The organism is Pseudazoarcus pumilus, assembly GCF_002872475.1.
Lineage (GTDB): Bacteria > Pseudomonadota > Gammaproteobacteria > Burkholderiales > Rhodocyclaceae > Pseudazoarcus > Pseudazoarcus pumilus.
Genome location: NZ_CP025682.1, coordinates 36,004 through 53,289 on the forward strand (window position 1 = coordinate 36,004; position 17,286 = coordinate 53,289).

The 17,286-nt window shown below is 67.9% G+C and carries 12 protein-coding genes; 6 read left to right on the plus strand and 6 right to left on the minus strand.

All coding sequences use genetic code 11. The annotated features are described in order from the left end of the window. From C0099_RS00180 to C0099_RS00190, 3 genes are all read left to right on the plus strand, one after another. Positions 1 to 1,554: a nitric oxide reductase activation protein NorD gene (locus tag C0099_RS00180; protein WP_102245561.1), complete on the plus strand. Its 1,554-nt coding sequence runs from the start codon at positions 1 to 3 to the stop codon at positions 1,552 to 1,554. Between the two features lie 77 nt (positions 1,555 to 1,631). Further along, entirely contained in the window at positions 1,632 to 3,398 is a 1,767-nt protein-coding gene (locus C0099_RS00185; RefSeq protein ID WP_102245562.1) for a hypothetical protein, read from the plus strand. A gap of 134 nt (positions 3,399 to 3,532) precedes the next feature. Continuing rightward, the gene (locus tag C0099_RS00190) at positions 3,533 to 4,036 is read left to right on the plus strand and encodes a DUF2165 family protein (protein WP_102245563.1); all 504 of its coding nucleotides are present in this window, start codon (positions 3,533 to 3,535) and stop codon (positions 4,034 to 4,036) included. 79 nt (positions 4,037 to 4,115) lie between these two features. Here C0099_RS00190 and gdhA read toward each other — a convergent pair whose 3' ends face one another. The 4 genes from gdhA to C0099_RS00215 all read right to left on the minus strand — a co-directional run bounded on the left by gdhA (position 4,116) and on the right by C0099_RS00215 (position 11,466). Further along, positions 4,116 to 5,462: an NADP-specific glutamate dehydrogenase gene (gdhA, locus tag C0099_RS00195; RefSeq protein WP_102245564.1), complete on the minus strand. Its 1,347-nt coding sequence runs from the start codon at positions 5,460 to 5,462 to the stop codon at positions 4,116 to 4,118. A 278-nt stretch (positions 5,463 to 5,740) separates the two neighbouring features. Continuing rightward, positions 5,741 to 7,135, minus strand: a complete 1,395-nt coding sequence (locus C0099_RS00205) for an efflux transporter outer membrane subunit (protein ID WP_102245565.1) — start codon at positions 7,133 to 7,135, stop codon at positions 5,741 to 5,743. A 1-nt stretch (position 7,136) separates the two neighbouring features. Continuing rightward, positions 7,137 to 10,295, minus strand: a complete 3,159-nt coding sequence (locus C0099_RS00210) for an efflux RND transporter permease subunit (RefSeq protein ID WP_102245566.1) — start codon at positions 10,293 to 10,295, stop codon at positions 7,137 to 7,139. A 10-nt stretch (positions 10,296 to 10,305) separates the two neighbouring features. Further along, positions 10,306 to 11,466 carry an efflux RND transporter periplasmic adaptor subunit gene (locus C0099_RS00215; RefSeq protein WP_102245567.1) on the minus strand — a complete coding sequence of 387 codons (1,161 nt, stop codon included), beginning with the start codon at positions 11,464 to 11,466 and terminating at the stop codon, positions 10,306 to 10,308. 152 nt (positions 11,467 to 11,618) lie between these two features. Between C0099_RS00215 and C0099_RS00220 the strand changes: the two genes are divergently transcribed. The 3 genes from C0099_RS00220 to C0099_RS00230 all read left to right on the plus strand — a co-directional run bounded on the left by C0099_RS00220 (position 11,619) and on the right by C0099_RS00230 (position 15,133). Beyond that, on the plus strand, positions 11,619 to 12,233 hold the full coding sequence (locus tag C0099_RS00220) for a TetR/AcrR family transcriptional regulator (RefSeq protein WP_228151614.1): 615 nt from the start codon (positions 11,619 to 11,621) through the stop codon (positions 12,231 to 12,233). A 312-nt stretch (positions 12,234 to 12,545) separates the two neighbouring features. After that, the gene (locus C0099_RS00225; RefSeq protein ID WP_102245568.1) at positions 12,546 to 13,256 is read left to right on the plus strand and encodes a DUF481 domain-containing protein; all 711 of its coding nucleotides are present in this window, start codon (positions 12,546 to 12,548) and stop codon (positions 13,254 to 13,256) included. 245 nt (positions 13,257 to 13,501) lie between these two features. After that, positions 13,502 to 15,133, plus strand: coding sequence for an AAA family ATPase (locus C0099_RS00230; RefSeq protein ID WP_102245569.1), 1,632 nt, complete (start codon positions 13,502 to 13,504; stop codon positions 15,131 to 15,133). A 48-nt stretch (positions 15,134 to 15,181) separates the two neighbouring features. Here C0099_RS00230 and C0099_RS00235 read toward each other — a convergent pair whose 3' ends face one another. Beyond that, the gene (locus C0099_RS00235; RefSeq protein WP_102245570.1) at positions 15,182 to 16,822 is read right to left on the minus strand and encodes an ATP-binding domain-containing protein; all 1,641 of its coding nucleotides are present in this window, start codon (positions 16,820 to 16,822) and stop codon (positions 15,182 to 15,184) included. Between the two features lie 76 nt (positions 16,823 to 16,898). After that, on the minus strand, positions 16,899 to 17,267 hold the full coding sequence (locus C0099_RS00240; RefSeq protein ID WP_102245571.1) for an Hsp20/alpha crystallin family protein: 369 nt from the start codon (positions 17,265 to 17,267) through the stop codon (positions 16,899 to 16,901). Positions 17,268 to 17,286: the final 19 nt, after the last annotated feature.

The following is a 17,286-nucleotide window of genomic DNA, read 5'->3' on the forward strand; positions in this document are numbered from 1 at the left end:
ATGCCCGAGCTGCCCGAACATGCTGTCCTGCTGCGCGACATCGAACGCACGAGCTCGACCCTGTTCCGCGCGCTCGGGCGCGACCCGGTGCTGCGTGTCGCCGCCGGCCGCACCGACCTGGGCGCCTGGCGCGACGAAGAGCTGCTGTGCCTGCCGCAGTGGCTGGCCGCCTTCGACGACGCCTCGCTCAACCGCGAGCTCTACCTGTGGTTCGTCGCACTCGCATCCAGCTTCGAGCCGCCTGTTGACGGCGACTGGGCCGGTGCCAACGAAGCCGCGATCACGCGCGTCCTGCGTGACCGGCCCGGTATCGCCGCGCGCCACGACCGCCTGCTCGCCGCCTTCGCCGGCGACGTCACGCGATTGCACCTGAACCCGCCGCCAGGCGCTTCTGCCGGTGCCGCGCGGCGCGTGCGCCTGCGCGATGACGAGGACGACGATGCGCGCGAGGACCGCCCGCGCCGCACCGACAACATCACGCACACCGTGAAGATGGACAAGCCGGCTGCGGTCACGGAGTTCATTCGCGTCACGCGCGAGGACGACGGCGAATCCGACGAGGTCGCGCTGCCACCGACCACCGGCGCCGAAGGCACCAGTGCCGGCGCGCGCGTGCGCTTCGACGTCGACACGCCATCGGGGCCGCACGAGGACATCGAGGTCGGCGTCGGCATTCCGGCCGACGAGTGGGACTATCGCAAGCGCGTGCTGCTGCCTGGCCACTGCATGGTGCAGGAGTTCATCGGTCGCAGCGCCGGTGGCGAGGCCCTGCCCGAACGTCTGCACAAGCATGCGCACAAGCTGCGTCGCCAGTTCGCCGCGCTGGTGCCGCAGCGCCAGTGGTTGCGCGGGCAACCCGACGGTACCGAACCGGATCTGGACGCCTATGTGCGTCTGCACGCCGACCGCATCGCCGGCGGCCACGAGCGCGAGCAGAATCTCTACATCGCGCAGCGCAACCGCGAGCGCGATCTGTCCTGCATGGTGCTCGCCGATCTGTCGCTGTCGACCGAGGCGCGCGTGTCGCCCGCGCAGTGCGTGATCGACGTCATCCGCGACAGCCTGATGCTGTTCGCCGAGGCGCTCACCGCCACGGGGGATCGATTCGGCCTGTTCGGCTTCTCGTCGCAGACGCGTGCGCAGGTGCGCTTCCATCACCTGAAGGAATTCGGCGCCAACTGGGACGACGCCGCGCGCGGGCGCGTGGCCGGCCTCAAGCCCGGCTTCTACACCCGCATCGGCCCGGCCCTGCGCCACGCCACGAGCATCCTGGAACGCCAGGACACGTCGCTGCGCGTGCTGCTGGTGCTCACCGACGGCAAGCCGCACGACATCGACTACTACGAAGAGCGCTACGGCATCGAGGACACGCGCATGGCCGTGCTCGAGGCACGCCGCCGGCGCATCAAGCCCTTCTGCATCACCATCGACCGCGAGGGCTCGAGCTATCTGCCGCATCTGTTCGGGGTCAATGGCTACACCGTGCTGCGCCGGCCCGAAGACCTGACCGCGCGCCTGCCCATGCTCTACGCCCAGCTCACCGGTCAGGCCTGAGTGCACGCGCGCCACGATCCAATGCTATAAAACGCGTTGCGGCCTGCGCTAGCCACAGGCCCACGGGAGAAAACATCATGCGCGTTCGATTGCTGTGCCTCAGTGTCGCCGCCGCGCTGGCGGCCGTGGCGACGGCAGCCGGCCCCGAATCGCGGCCGGCTGAGGCGAACTTCGTGCCCGGCGCCGAGATCTGCGGTCCCTCGCGCGGCATGCTGCCCTCGCGCAGCGGCACGCAGCCCTTCACCGCCGAGACCATCCCCGCCGCGCCGCCGCTGCATCTGGATGCGCCGCCGCCAGCGTTCTCCGGCATCGGCACGCCCACCATGCCGGTCACCACGACCTCGTCCGACGCCCAGTTCTATTTCAACCAGGGCCTGCGTCTGGCCTTTGCGTTCAACCACGCCGAGGCGCGCCGCGCCTTTCGCTACGCACAACGTCTGGATCCGGAATGCGCGATGTGCTGGTGGGGCGAGGCCTTCGTGCTGGGCCCCAACATCAACGCGCCGATGTCGCCTGAGGCGGTTCCGGTGGCGCGTCTCGCCGTGCGCCGCGCGCAGGCGCTGTCCGCCTCGCTGACTCCGCGCGAGCGCGCGCTCATCGACGCACTCGCCGAACGCTATGCCGACGACGCCACCACCGCACGCAAGGCCCTCGACCAGGCCTGGGCCACAGCGATGGAAGCGGTCGCCGACCGCTACCCGACCGACGACAACCTGCAGGTGCTCTTCGCCGAGGCGGTGATGAATGTCTCGCCGTGGGACTACTGGCAGCCCGACGGGCGTACCGCCAAGGGCCGCATGGCCGCGGCCGTTGCCGCGCTCGAGCGCGTGCTCGAACGCAACCCCGGCCACACCGGCGCGATCCACTTCTACATCCACGCGGTCGAGGCGTCGGCCACGCCCGAGCGTGCGCTGCCCCACGCCCAGCGGCTCGGGGCGCTCGCCGCCGGCGCCGGCCACCTGGTGCACATGCCCTCGCACATCTACTTCCGCCTGGGCATGTATCGCGAGGCCCTGCACGCCAACGTCGACGCCGTGGCCGCCGACGAGCGCTATTTCCGTCAGTCATCCAGCGACGTCGTCTATCGCAACGGCTACTACCCGCACAATCTGCACTTCCTGATGGCCAGCGCGCAGATGGGCGGCGACGGGGAACTGGCGCTTGCCGCTGCGGACAAGCTCGACCACGTCATCGACCCCGCGGCAGTGCGCGCCGCAGCGGCCTTGCAGCCGATCAAGGCCGCGCCCTATCTCACCCACGCTCAGTTCGCCACGCCGCGCGAAGTACTCTCGCTGCGCGAACCCGACGACGAGTTCGCGCTGGTCAAGGCCATGTGGCACTACGCGCGTGCCGTCGCGCGCGCCGCACGCGGCGAGATCGTCTCCGGCGAGGAGGAGATCGCCCGCATCACCGCCATCGAACAGGGCGGCGATCTTGCCGACATCGAGGCCTGGGGTGTGCCCGCGCGCGAGATGCTGCGCATCGCCCGACTCGTCGCGCAGGCCCGGCTCGCCGACGCGCGCGGCGAGTTGCCCGAGGCCGCGCGCTTCTACCGCGAGGCCGTCGCCATCCAGGACAGCCTGCCCTATATGGAGCCGCCCTACTGGTACTATCCGGTGCGCCAGTCGCTCGGCGCCGTGTTGCTGCGCATGGGCGACGCCCCCGGCGCAGCCCTGGCCTTCGAGGAGACGCTTGCGCGCGTGCCCAACAACGGCTGGGCCCTGTATGGCCTGCAGCAGACCTACCGCCAACTGGAAAACCTCGAACGCCTCGCCGGCGTCACCCGCCGGCTTGAAGAAGCCTGGTTCGCCGAGCTCGAAGAGCTGGACCTGAAGCGGCTGTAGGCGGCGCGGGCGGGTCCTGTCCCCGTCGGTCATTGCGAGCGCAGCGAAGCAATCCCGACGGTTGCGGAGCGACGGCGGGGCTCGGCCGTCGCCGCCGCGTACCCTGAGACCAGGAAGTCGTCAGAGAACCGCCCATGCCCGCCATCCGCCTGAGCAAGATCGTCCTGCTCGCCTCCATCGCGCTCTTCGCCACGCTGGTCGCCTTCGGCAACATCACCGACTACGGCAGCAACTTCGCCTTCGTCGAGCACGTGCTGCGCATGGACACCATCTTCCCCGACGCCACCATCGGCTGGCGCGCCATCCACACGCCAGCGCTGCACCACGCCGCCTACCTCCTCATCATCGCCACCGAGCTTGCCGTTGCCGCCCTGTGCTGGCTCGGCGCCGCCGCGCTGTGGCGCGCCCGCAACGCCCCCGCCGCCGACTTCAACCGCGCCAAGAAATGGGGCGTGGTCGGCCTGACGCTGGGCTTCGTCCTGTGGCAGGTCGGCTTCATGAGCATCGGTGGCGAGTGGTTCGGCATGTGGATGTCCGACACCTGGAACGGCCTCGAATCGGCGTTCCGCTTCTTCATCACGATTGCGGTGGTACTGGTCTATCTGGCGATGGAGGACAAGGAGAGCGGGCGCGTCTGAGATCCGGTCAAGGCGTGCATGGCGGATGCACACGGCCGATTGATACAGGTGACGACGGGCTTCTTCAGCCCTCCCTCCCTTAGATCACTCCCTGCGCCAGCATGGCGTCGGCGACCTTGACGAAGCCGGCGATGTTGGCACCGTCGACGTAGCTGACGCTGCCGTCTTCCTGTTGGCCGTGGCGCAGGCAGGCGGCGTGGATGCCGCACATGATTTCGCGCAGGCGGGCGTCGACTTCCTCGCGCGTCCAGGAAAGGCGCATGGCGTTCTGGCTCATTTCCAGTCCGGAGGTGGCGACACCGCCGGCGTTGCTGGCCTTGCCCGGGGCGTAGAGGACACGGGCTTGCTCGAACACGCGCACGGCGTCGGCGGTGCACGGCATGTTGGCGCCCTCGGCGACGCAGATCACGCCGTTGTCGACCAGGCGTTGGGCGTCTTCGGCGTGCAGTTCGTTTTGCGTGGCGCAGGGCAGCGCGACGTCGGCCTTGACGCTCCAGGGGCGCTGACCGGGCTCGAAGCGGGCGTCGGAGACGCGCTCGGCGTAGTCGCTGACGCGGCCGTAGAGGTGGTTCTTCACCTCCATCATGACGGCGAGCTTTTCGGTCGTGAAGCCGGATTCGTCGATCACGGTGCCGCTGGAATCCGACATGGTCATGACTTTCGCGCCCAGTTCCATGGCCTTTTCGGCGGCGTACTGGGCGACGTTGCCGGAGCCGGAGATGGACACGCGCAGGCCGTCGAAACTGCGATCGGCATGGCGCAGCATTTGCTCTGCGAAGTACACGGTGCCGTAGCCGGTGGCCTCGGGGCGCATCAGTGAGCCGCCGAAGGACAGGCCCTTGCCGGTGAACACGCAGTCGGCGCGGTTGCTGAGTTTCTTGACCATGCCGGCCATGAAGCCGACCTCGCGCGCACCCACGCCGATGTCGCCGGCCGGGATGTCGGTGTCGGGGCCGAGGTGGCGGTGCAGTTCGGTCATGAAGGCCTGGCAGAAACGCATCACTTCGCCGGGGCTGCGCCCCTTGGGGTTGAAGTCGGAACCGCCCTTGCCGCCGCCCATGGGCAGCGTGGTCAGCGCGTTCTTGAAGGTCTGCTCGAAGGCCAGGAACTTGAGAATGGACAGATTCACCGAAGGGTGGAAGCGAATGCCACCCTTGTAAGGCCCGATGGACGAATTGTGCTGGACGCGGTAGCCGCGGTTGACGTGCACCTCACCCGAATCGTCCACCCACGACACACGGAACAGGATCGCGCGCTCGGGCTCGACGATGCGGTCGAGCAGGCCGTGCTCGGCGTAGCGCGGATGTTTCTGGATGAACGGCCACAGGCTATCCATCACGTCGGCGACCGCCTGCAGGAATTCGGTCTGTCCGGCGTCGCGTTGCGCGACGTGATCGAGGAAGGATTCGAGGGTGGTGTACTTCATTACGTCTCCCGATGGAAAAACGCCGCAGCAAGCGCTGCGGCGAACTTGCGGCGCGAGGCCGCATGGCAATTGTCGTCCAGATGAAAAAAGAATGCACATGCTTGGTGCGTTCTTGATCTGTCGGTCAGGTGGCGGCCGGTTTCCTGCCAGACCACCCACGAAGCCGGGGTTTCCGGCTTGAAGCGTTGGCGAGCCTCTTCGCGCTCAATGTATTGCTGGATTGCACGGACGAAAAAGGGGACGCCGCAGCGTCCCCTCCGTCTTCAAGCAAGCCAACCTTATTTCCAGCCGCCGCCGAGCACCTTGTACAGCGTGACCAGACTCGCCGCGTCGGCCAGTTCCACGCCGACCAGTTCGAGCTGGGCGGCGTAGAGCTGGCGCTGGGCATCGAGCACGCCAAGGTAGGAGTCGACGCCGCCCTTGTAGCGGGCCTCAGACAGTCGAAAGCTCTCCGAGTTGGCGTCCACCAGGGCGCGCTGGGCGTCGAGGCGCTCGTCGAGCGTGGCGCGTTCGGCGAGCACGTCGGCGACTTCGCGGAAGGCGGTCTGAATGGCCTTCTCGTATTGCGCCACGGCGATCTCGCGGTCGATGCGGCTGACCTCGACTTCGCTCTGCAATCGGCCGGCCGAGAAGATCGGGATCGATACCGCGGGCATGAAGGCCCAGGTGCGCGAGCCGGATTCGAACAGGCCCGACAGGCTGGAACTCGCGGTGCCGGCCGAAGCGGTGAGCGAGATGCGCGGGAACAGCGCCGCACGGGCGGAGCCGATGTTGGCGTTGGCCGCGCGCAGGCGGTATTCGGCCTCGAGGATGTCGGGGCGGCGCACGAGCACGATGGACGGAACGCCGGCCGGCAGTTCGGCGAGCGTTGGCCGCTCTTCGGTGAAGCCGTCGGGCAACAGCTCGTCGGGCACCTCGCCGCCGACCACCAGGGTCAGCGCGTTGCGGCCCTGGGCGACGAGCGCGCTGTAGCGGGCAGCGTCGGCGCGGGCACGCTCGAGGCTGCTGCGCACCAGGTTGAGATCCAGCGCGGAGGCTACGCCGAGCTCGAAGCTGCGTTGCGTCAGGTCGAAGGATTCCTGCTGCGCGCTCAGCGTGTCGCGCGCGATCGCCAGGCGCTCCTGGTCGGCGGCGAGCGAGAGCCAGGTGCCGGCGACTTCGGAGACCAGGCTGATCTGCGCGGCGCGGCGCGCCTCGGTGGTGGCGAGGAAGGTCTCCAGCGCCTGTTGTTCGAGGTTGCGGATGCGCCCGAAGAAATCCAGCTCGAAACCGGTGAAGCCGATGTCCGCGGAGTATTGGCGGTTAATGGTTGATTGGCCGCTCTGGCTGAGGTCGCCGGGCACGCGCTGGGCGTTCTGGCCGGCGCCGGCCTCGATGCTGGGAAAGCGCTCGGCGCCGCGGATGCGGTATTGCGCGCGGGCGCGTTCGATGTCGAGCGCGGCGGTGCGCAGGTCGCGGTTGTCGGCCAGGGCGCGCTCGATCAGCGAACGCAGGCGCGGTTCGGTGAAGAATTCGCGCCAGGCGATCTGGTCGGCGGGCAGGCCGGCGGAGGCCACGCCGGCCTCGCGCCATTCGGCCGCCACCGGTGGCTCGGGGCGCTCATGATCGGGTGCGAGGTTGGCGCAGCCCGAGGCGATGAGCGCGGCGAGCAGGGCAAGTGCGGGAGTTTTCATGTCAGCCGGCCTCCTGCGACTGCGGCGCGGTGGTGTCCGTCGCGGGTTTCCTGCGGCGGAAGACGCGCAGGATGCTCACGTAGAACAGCGGGATGAAGAAGATGCCCAGCGCGGTCGCCATGAAGGTGCCGCCCAGTACGCCGGTGCCGATGGCGTTCTGCGCGCCGGAGCCGGCGCCGGTGGCGATGGTCAGCGGCACCACGCCCAGGCCGAAGGCCAGCGAGGTCATCAGGATGGGACGCAGACGCTGGCGCACGGCGATGAGCGTGGCCTCGATCATGTCCTTGCCCTCTTCCATCTGCGCCTTGGCGAACTCGACGATGAGGATGGCGTTCTTCGACGACAGGCCGATGATTGCGAGCAGGCCGACCTGGAAGAACACGTCGTTCGACATGCCGCGCCCGAGCGCCGCGAGCAGTGCGCCGATCACCCCCAGCGGTACCACCAGCATCACCGCGAACGGAATCGACCAGCTCTCGTAGAGCGCCGCCAGACACAGGAACACGACGAGAATCGACAGCGCGTACAGTGCCGGCGCCTGATCGCCGGACTTGCGTTCCTCGTACGAGGTGCCGCTCCACTCGTAGCCGAAGCCCGGTGGCAGCTTGGCCATGATCTCCTCGACCGCGGTCATGGCGTCGCCGGAGGACAGCCCCGGCGCGGCCTGGCCGAGCAGCTCGACGGCCGGCTGGCCGTTGAAGCGCTCCAGCCGTGGCGGGCCGTAGGTCCAGTGGGCGCTGGCGAAGGCCGAGAAGGGCACCATGTCGCCGGTCTCGTTGCGCACATACCACTTGTTGAGATCTTCGGGCAGCATGCGCGCGCGCGCCTCGCCCTGCAGGAACACCTTCTTGATGCGCCCGCGGTCGATGAAGTCGTTGACGTAGTCGCCGCCCCAGGCGGTCGACAGCGTCTCGTTGATCTCGGCGATCGATACGCCCAGCGCGCCGGCGCGGGCGTGGTCGATGTCGAGCTGGAACTGCGGCACGTCGTCCTGGCCGTTGGGGCGCACACCCACCAGACGCGGGTCTTCCGACGCCATGCCGAGGAACTGGTTGCGCGCGTCCACCAGTGCCGCATGGCCGAGGCCGGCGCGGTCCTGCAACTGCACGTTGAAGCCGCCCGAGGTGCCCAGCTCCAGCACCGCCGGTGGCACGAAGGCGAACACCATGGCCTCGCGGATCTTGGAGAACGCGCTCGAGGCGCGCGCGGCCACATCCTTGACGTTCTGGCCGGGCAGCGTGCGCTCGTCCCACGGATGCAGGTTCACGAAGCCGATGCCCACGTGCTGGCCGCGACCGCCGAAGCTGAAGCCGGCCACCGTGAACAGCGCGCGTACAGTGTCCTTCTCGTCTTCGAGGAAGTGCTGCTCGACCTTCTTGAGCACGTCGAGCGTGCGCTCCTGCGTGGCGCCGGCCGGCAACATCACCTGGGTGAACATCACGCCCTGGTCCTCGTCGGGCAGGAAGGCGGTGGGCATGCGCAGAAACAGCAGCGCCAGCACCGCGCAGATCGCAACGTAGATCGCGAGGAAACGCAGCGGGCGGCGCAGGATGCCGTCCACGGACGATTCGTAGCGATTCTGGTTGCGGTCGAACCAGCGGTTGAACCAGCCGAAGAAGCCGCGGAACCAGCTGTTCTCGCCGGCCACATGGCCTTTGGGCACCTGCTTGAGCATGGTCGCGCACAGCGCGGGTGTGAACACGATGGCCACCAGCACCGACAAGGCCATGGCGGATACGATGGTGATCGAGAACTGGCGGTAGATCACCCCGGTGGAGCCGCCGAAGAAGGCCATCGGCACGAACACGGCGGAGAGCACCAGACCGATGCCGATGAGCGCGCCGGTGATCTGGCCCATCGACTTCTTGGTGGCCTCCTTGGGTGGCAGGCCTTCTTCGGTCATGATGCGTTCGACGTTCTCGACCACGACGATGGCATCATCCACCAGCAGGCCGATGGCCAGCACCATGCCGAACATGGTGAGCATGTTGATCGAGAAGCCGAAGGCGGCCATCAGCCCGAAGGTGCCGAGCAGCACCACCGGAATCGCGAAGGTCGGGATCAGCGTGGCGCGGATGTTCTGCAGGAACAGGAACATCACCAGGAAGACCAGCGCGACCGCCTCGATCATGGTCATCACGACCTTCTCGATCGAGATGCGCACGAAGGGCGTGGTGTCGTAGGGGATGACCGCCTTCACGCCTTCCGGGTAGAAGTTCTCCATCTCCGCGAGCTTGGCGCGGATGGCCTGTGCCGTCTCCAGCGCGTTGGCGCCGGAAGCCAGGCGGATGGCGATGCCGGCGGCCGGCTCGCCATTGAAGCGCGCGATGGTGTCGTAGCTCTCCGCCCCGATCTCGATGCGCGCCACATCCTTGAGACGTACCTCGCCACCGGATGCGGCCGTGCGCAGCAGGATGTCCTCGAACTGCTCCACGGTCTGCAGGCGGCTCTGCGCGGTGATCGACGCGGTGAAGCCCTGGCCGGGGATGGCCGGAGTGCCGCCGAGTTGGCCGGCCGAGACCTGCGTGTTCTGCGCCTCGATGGCGCGGCGCACGTCGGACGGCGTCATGCGGTAGTTGACCAGCTTGTCCGGATCCATCCAGATGCGCATCGCGTACTGCGAACCGAACACCACGACCTCGCCGACGCCGGTCACGCGCGAGAGCGGGTCCTGCACGCTGGAGACCAGGAAGTCGGTCAGGTCGAAGTTGGACTTGCTGCCGTCCTCGGCGACGAAGCCGATCACCATCAGGAAGTTGCGTGCGGATTTCGCCACCTGCACGCCCTGCTGCTGCACGGCCTGCGGCAGCAGTGGCAGCGCGAGCTGCAGCTTGTTCTGTACCTGTACCTGGGCGATGTCGGGGTCGGTATCGGCGCTGAAGGTCAGCGTGACCGTGGCGCGGCCGAAGGAATCGGCCGATGAATTGAAGTACAGCAGGCCGTCCAGGCCGGTCATCTTCTGCTCGATGACCTGCACCACCGAATCCTCGACGGCCTTGGCGGAGGCGCCCGGGTAGGTGGTGTTGATCGCAATCGCCGGCGGCGCGATGGCCGGGTACTGCGACACCGGCAGGTTCAGGATGGACAGGGTGCCGGCCAGCATGATGACGATGGCGATGACCCAGGCGAAGATCGGCCGGTCGATGAAGAACTTTGCCATGGTTCCGCCCTCAGCCCTGTTCTTTGCTGTCGGCGACGCTGACCTTGGCGCCCGGGCGGATGCGCTGCAGCCCTTCGACGACCACGCGGTCGCCCGGCGCGAGGCCGTCGCTGACGATCCACGCGTCGCTGGTGGCGCGCTGGATGGTCAGCGCACGCGACTCGATCTCGTCGTCGCCATTGACCACCATTGCCATCGGGTTGCCGCGCGGGTCGCGCTGCACCGCCGCGTGCGGCACGGTGATGGCGCCCTCGGCCGTGCCCTGGTCGATGCGGGCGCGCACGTACATGCCCGGCAGCAGGCGCTGTTCCGGGTTGGGAAACAGCGCGCGCAGCGTCACCGAGCCGGTGTCGGGATCCACCGACACCTCGGAGAAAGCCAGCCGGCCCTCGTGTTCGTAGTCCGTGCCGTCCTCGAAGACGAGCTGCACCGGCGTGTCGCCCTCGGCATCGCGGCGCACACGGCCGTCCTCGACGGCGCGGCGCAGTGCGCGCATCTCGTTGCCCGACTGCGTGAGGTCGACATAGATGGGATCGAGCTGCTGCACGGTCGCCAGCGCCTGCGCCTGGCTTGCCGTGACCAGCGCCCCGGCGGTCACCGTCGAGCGCCCGATGCGCCCGTCGATGGGCGAGGTCACGCGCGTGTATTGCAGATTGATCTCTGCGCGCTTGAGCGCCGCGCGGCTGGAGGCGATTTCGGCCTGCGCCTGCTTGTGGGCGGCCACCGCGTCGTCGTAGGCCTGGGTGCTGACGGCCTTGATCTTGACCAGTTCGGCGTATCGCTCGGCGCGCACGCGCGCCGCTTCGGCATTGGCTTCGGCGCGCGCGAGCGCGGCGCGGGCGCTGTCGACCTCGGCCTCGTAGGTTGCCGCGTCGATCTGGTAGAGCAGTTCGCCGCGCTTCACTTCCGCGCCTTCGGTGAACAATCGTTCCTGGATGATGCCGCCGACCTGAGGCCGGATCTCGGCGATCATGTAGGCCGAGGTGCGTCCGGGCAGCTCGGTGCTGACCGGAACGGATGTGGCGCGGACTTCGATCACGGTCACTTCGGGCGGTGGTGCCCCGCTGCCTTGGGCTTGCGATCCAGACGGTTCGTCGCCGCAGGCCGTGAGCAGCGCGACCAGCGTCAGGGCCGCCGTCGTCGCGGCGGTTCGTGCTGAGGAGGGGAGCATGCAGACCTCTGTCTGTCGGGGCGTAAACGTGGCTCGTCGTTGGCGCGGTGTTATTAGAATGGGCGCTCTAGTTCGAACGCTCATTCTATGTTACCGTCGATGACATCGCAAGCATGAAACCGGCGCCAACGCCGGATCTACGGAAACTACGAATGCAGCAGGATTTCCCCCGCGGCGAGATGCCGCACACCGCACGCGCCGAGGCGCGTCGCGCCCAGGTGCTCGACGCGGCGCTCGCGTGTTTTCGCGAGCACGGCTTCCACGGCGCGAGCATCGCGCGCATCTGCAAGGCCTCGGGCATGAGCCCGGGCCACATCTATCACTACTTCCGCAACAAGGAAGAGATCATCGCCGCCATCGTCGAGCAGGATGTGGCACGCATCCTCGACTTTCACGATCGCATGCGCAGCAGCGACGATCTGGTCGCGACCATGCGCGAATGCGTCGCCGAGGGTGTGCGCGACACGCTCGACGCCGACGCGGCCGCGCTCAAACTCGAAATCCTCGCCGAGGCGGCGCGCAATCCGCGCATCGCCGAACTCGTGCAGGCGGCGGACCGGCGGCTGCGTACCAGTTTCATCGAGACGCTGCGAGCAGTTGGTGTGGTGCGCGGTGACGACGCCCAGATGAACGATTGCGTGGATACCCTGTGCGCGATGTTCGACGGCCTGATGACGCGCGGCGTGCGCAACCCCGATCTCGATGTCGCCGCGGTCACGCGTCGCTACCAGGAGCGCGTGCTCGAGCTGCTCGGCATCACGGCCTGAGTGCCCGCGCGACGGCTCGGAAACATCTTCTTACGATATCCCGTCCGGGCTGCACGGCCACGCCGCCCGGCCGACACGCCGCCCTCGCGCAAAACCTGCGTCATTGCTGATGCTGCGCGTCGCCCGCCGCGGCGTCGCCGCTTGCCCCGCGTGCATGCCCGATCGCGCCACGGATCGTCGATTGCGCGGCCCGTCGGCTTGGTCGCGGCACGAAACCGCTGTTATTTTGCGTCGCTCCCGGACCGGTTGCGTGTCCCGTGGAAGCTTCCGGCTCGGGTATTCCGAAGAAGAATCCCGACAGGAGCGACCACGATGAACAAGCTGATCCCCGTTGTTTGCGCAGTGCTGAGCATGCCGCTTGCGGTCCACGCCGAAGGCTGGAGCGGCAGCGCCGAGCTGGGCTTTTCGAACACCTCCGGCAACAGTCGCGATACCAGCCTGAACACGCGCTTCGACCTGCTGCACGAGAACGCGGTGTGGACCCACGAGTTCTTCGGCGACGCCTACTACGCGAAATCCGACGGCGAGAAAACGGCCGAGCGTCTGGCGCTGGGTTACAAGCCCAAGCGCATCCTCACCGACCGCTCCTACCTGTTCGGCACGTTGCGCTATGAGCGCGACCGCTTCTCCGACATCCTCGCGCGCTGGACGGTGCTGGGTGGCTACGGTCACACGCTGTACCGCTCCGATGCGGCGGTACTCGATGCCGAGATCGGCGCCGGCATGCGCCAGACCCGTTACGACGAGAATCCGGACGACCTCGATCGCAACGAGCCGGTGCTCTACGTCGGTGGTCGCTACGGCTGGGACATCTCCGAGAGCGCGCGCTTCACCCAGGACGTGCGCGTCGAGTACGGCCCCGACAACACCTGGACCGAGTCGGTCACCGCGCTGCGCCTGAAGGTCACCGACCGCGTCTCGGCCAAGATCAGCCACACCATCCGCCACAACAGTGATCTGGAGGGTTCGCGCGGCAAGAAGGTCGACCAGATCACCGGCGTCAACCTCGTGTACGGATTCTGAGCACCGGGTGCCTGGCTTCCAAAGCCTCGCATGTTGATCTATAGTGGCTCCGCCGCGCCGGTGGCTGATTGGCTGGGTGTTCAGCCAGCCGTCCTGCCGTCGGAACAGGCGCCGCCGTCCGGCCGCGCCTCCGGCCCGGTTCTGCGGCTTCCCTCGGGGAGGCCGTTTTCGTTTCACAGCCCCGGCAGCCACGCACATGCCCGCTCCCGGGCGACGGTGCCCCTTGCGCCGAGACAGGAGTGGTAATGGATTTCGAGATTCCGGAAACCCTGGCGAACAAGCTGCTCGATCACGTCGACGCGACCAGCCCGCTGGGCCGTCAACTTGCCCAGACCGGCATCTACCATGGGCGCAGCGTGGTGCCCAGCCGCCTGTTCGACGTGTCCGACCTGGACGCCTTCCACGAGCTGTGCGAGCGCGAGGGCGAGCACGCGACGATGCTGCAGATCTCGGCGCTGCGCCGCATCCGCAACGAGCCTGCCGGCATCGGCGTGGATGATCTGGAAGTGTTCATTCCGGCACTGGTCGCCTATCTGTTCAAGGACGTGCGCGACGGCTGGCTGTACCGCCGCAACAAGGATGGCGTGATGCTGCCCTGGCTGGTCAGCTACGTGCGCCTGTTCAACCCCGACCAGGGCTCGCCCTACGTCATCGTGGGCCTGCTGGCCAACACCATCTGGTCGGCCCACAACGAGGTCTCCGACGATCCGATGAGCCGTCTCGGCGGCATGACCAACGCCATCGTGTTCTACAAGCAGGACCTGCAGGGCAAGACCGTGCCCGACCTGCTCGCCGAGCGAGGCTACTTCAAGGAAACCGACGAGCTGCGGCGCGAGTATCAGGCCCAAGAGGACCGCTTCCTCGCGCTGCAGCCAGCCTTCGGCGAACAGTTCGCCTGTCGCAACGCGATGTTCCTCGCACGCGGGCCGCAGAGCACCGAGTTCATGAAGATGCCGCGCGGCAAGGTCGCCAAGTGCGTCAACGACGAGGGCGTGCTCGACCGCAGTTTCGATGTCAACGCCGACACCAGTTTCTGGCGCGAGCTGGGCATCCCGACCGGCTTCGACCGCGTGCCGCTGCATTGCTATCTGTACCTGTTCCACCTCGAGCTGCACCGCAACGTGTGGGTGCACGTGCAGAACCTGGAACAGTACGAGTACAAGCCGGAACTGCGCGAGAAGCTGGTGCTGCCCGACTCGCACCGCGACCTCATCGACATCCTCACCTCGGATCTCGAAGTGCTGGTCGACGACATCGTCGAGGGAAAGTCCGGCGGCACCATCATCCTGTGCCAGGGCGCGCCCGGTCTGGGCAAGACGCTCACCGCCGAGGTCTATTCCGAGGTCGTCGGCAAGCCGCTGTACCGCGTGCATTCGGGGCAGTTGGGCATCACCGCCGAATCGGTCGAGGCCAATTTGTCGACCATCCTGCAGCGCGCTGCACGCTGGGACGCGATCATGCTGCTCGACGAAGCCGACGTGTACATCCGCTGCCGCGACAACGACCTGCAGCACAACGCCATCGTCGCCGAGTTTCTGCGCACGCTCGAATACTTCGACGGCCTGCTCTTCATGACCACCAACCGCGACGACGACGTCGACGATGCCATCCTGTCGCGCTGCATCGCCACCATCAAGTACGAGGTGCCGCCGCGCGACGCCGCCATCCGCCTGTGGCACACCCTCGCCGACCAGTTCAACGTGGAGTTGCCCGCGGGTCTGGTCGAGACGCTCGCCGACACCTACGCGGATGCGAGCGGGCGCGACATCAAGGAGTTGCTCAAGCTCACCGCGCGCTTTTGCCGCAGCAAGGACATCCCGCTGTCGGAAAAGGCCTTCGCGCAGTGCGCGGTGTTCCGCGGGGTGGGTGGCCAGTGAGTCATCACTGAGCGGCGGCTGTGGGCATCGAAGTACGGGCGCACCGCCTCAGGCGGCGTCGCCCGCTTCGAGCTCCAGCAGCTTCGCCGCGCGCGTCGACATCACCAGCATCAGCTTCATTCCGGCGCGCGTGGCGCCGACGAAGAGCTTGCGCTGCGTGCGCGTGTCCAGCGCGTCGAAGTCGATCTCGGTGAAGATCACGCAGGGTGCGGCCTGGCCCTTGAAGCGGTGTACCGAGTCGATGAGGAAGTCACCCTGCGTGTATTCGGGTGAGCCGACCAGGTCGTAACGCCCGGTGAAGGCGCGCAGGGCATGCTGGCCGAGGTGCGTGAGCGGCGTGAAGCACGAATTCTCGCGGCCGCGGAAGGTGACGATGGCGATGTGTTCGCGCCGGAAGCCCAGCCCGATCGCGCGCGTGATGGCGCGGCGCGTGCGCTCCATGAGTTGCGTCGAGTCGTCCCAGGTCGACACCTCCACCTCCGAGTCGGCCAGCGGGCTGCCCGCGTCGACTGGCGTGTGTGGCTGCAGGCTGCGATTGAGCAGCGCGACGATGTCGGCCGGGCTGCGGTAGTTGCGCTCGCTGGTGATCCGCACCCAGCCCGGCAGGTCCACGTCCGCGCGCTCGTAGAGGTTCTGCATCGGGTCTTCCAGCCACCACGCGCGGCCGTCGGCCGGAATCAGCCGCAGCAGCGCGTCGCGCCAGGTCGGTGTGAAATCCTGACCCTCGTCGACGATCAGTTCCTCGTACTGCGGCTGCGTGTCGAGCGCGGTGAAGTCGCTCTCCAGCCGCGCGAAGGCGCCTGGTGCGGAGAAGTCCGGCGGGCGCCCGGCGGCCGAGAGCATGTGGTCGCACAGCTGGTGATAGGTGAGCACATCCGCACCGGGCGGGGCGATGCGCGCGATGTGATCGGCCAGCGGGCGGTTGTAGCAGACATACAGCGGGCGGCGTCCGGCCGCGAGCGCGTCGCGCAGCACGGCCAGCGCGAGCTGGGTCTTGCCGCTGCCGGCGGTGCCGGTGACGCGCAGGCGATGCGGCTGCACCTCGATGCGTCGCGCCCATTCGGCCAAGCCGCCGGCGAGCCGCGTGTACAGCGTGGCGGCCTGGCCGACCAGCGCGCTGGCATCCGGTTCGAGCTGCAGTTCGTCGGCGAAGAAGCGTTCCAGGCGCGCGACGCGTGACGGATCGGGGCTGTCCGCGGCGAGCAGCTCGACCACGGTCGTGACCAGACGCTCGCGTGTGTTGGCATCGATGATGCGCGACGGGTCGAGGCCGGCCGTGCCGGGTGCGCGAACGACGTGGTCGGGGCAGTACAGCAGCAGGTCCAGTTCCGGCGCCTCGCCGTCCGGCAGGGCAGCCAGGCGTGCGCGCAGGTGATCGGCGGTGCGCGCCAGATCGACGCTGACGTTGCGACGCGTGCGGATGTGGCGCTTGACCAGCCCGGCGTCGGTTTCATCGAGGAAGCCGGCGACCTGTTCGATCAGCAGCACGCGCCCGGCGGGGCCGACGACGACGAAATCGACGCTGCCGAAGAGCAGTGTTTCGTTCGCGGCGCGCGTCCAGTGGATGCCGTGGAATACCGTGAATTCGGCCGGCAGGCGTTCGGCGAGTTCGGCCAGGGTGTCGAGCTTGCGTGCCAGCGCCCCGGAAGCGGGGATGCTGCGCCAGCCGTCAGGGTGAATGCGGGGCATGGTCGAGACCACAGGTTCGGCAACGCCCCATGGTACTCGCAGCCGCCCGCCCACCGGCAGGCGGCTGCGACACGCCTCAGGCGGCCTGCACCTCGATGCGGCGCGGCTGGGCGTGGGCGTGCTTCGGGATGCGCAGCTTGAGCACGCCGTCGCGGAACTCGGCGGTGATGGTGCCGGTGTCGAGTTCCGGGCTCAGCGCGAAGGCACGCCGATAGCGCGCCACGCGCACCTCGGCCCAGGTCGGTTCCATGCCCTCGGGCGTGTCGACGACGATGTCGCCCTCGATGCGCAGCGTGTCGCCGTCGACGTCGATCGCGATCCTGTCCTTGGGCACACCGGGCAGATCCGCGCGCAGCGTGATGCCGCCGGTGTCTTCGAGCACGTCGACGCGCGGTTGCAGCGTCGCGGTCTCCTCGGTCTTGCGGGTCTCGTTCTTCTCGCTCATGGTCGTCTTACCTCCGGGT

Bases quoted from the DNA above. Each gene is read 5' to 3' on its own strand.
- C0099_RS00180 (WP_102245561.1), top strand. From the start codon at position 1: ATGCCCGAGCTGCCCGAACATGCTGTCCTGCTGCGCGACATCGAACGC.
- C0099_RS00185 (WP_102245562.1), top strand. From the start codon at position 1,632: ATGCGCGTTCGATTGCTGTGCCTCAGTGTCGCCGCCGCGCTGGCGGCC.
- C0099_RS00190 (WP_102245563.1), top strand. From the start codon at position 3,533: ATGCCCGCCATCCGCCTGAGCAAGATCGTCCTGCTCGCCTCCATCGCG.
- gdhA (WP_102245564.1), bottom strand. From the start codon at position 5,462: ATGAAGTACACCACCCTCGAATCCTTCCTCGATCACGTCGCGCAACGC.
- C0099_RS00205 (WP_102245565.1), bottom strand. From the start codon at position 7,135: ATGAAAACTCCCGCACTTGCCCTGCTCGCCGCGCTCATCGCCTCGGGC.
- C0099_RS00210 (WP_102245566.1), bottom strand. From the start codon at position 10,295: ATGGCAAAGTTCTTCATCGACCGGCCGATCTTCGCCTGGGTCATCGCC.
- C0099_RS00215 (WP_102245567.1), bottom strand. From the start codon at position 11,466: ATGCTCCCCTCCTCAGCACGAACCGCCGCGACGACGGCGGCCCTGACG.
- C0099_RS00220 (WP_228151614.1), top strand. From the start codon at position 11,619: ATGCAGCAGGATTTCCCCCGCGGCGAGATGCCGCACACCGCACGCGCC.
- C0099_RS00225 (WP_102245568.1), top strand. From the start codon at position 12,546: ATGAACAAGCTGATCCCCGTTGTTTGCGCAGTGCTGAGCATGCCGCTT.
- C0099_RS00230 (WP_102245569.1), top strand. From the start codon at position 13,502: ATGGATTTCGAGATTCCGGAAACCCTGGCGAACAAGCTGCTCGATCAC.
- C0099_RS00235 (WP_102245570.1), bottom strand. From the start codon at position 16,822: ATGCCCCGCATTCACCCTGACGGCTGGCGCAGCATCCCCGCTTCCGGG.
- C0099_RS00240 (WP_102245571.1), bottom strand. From the start codon at position 17,267: ATGAGCGAGAAGAACGAGACCCGCAAGACCGAGGAGACCGCGACGCTG.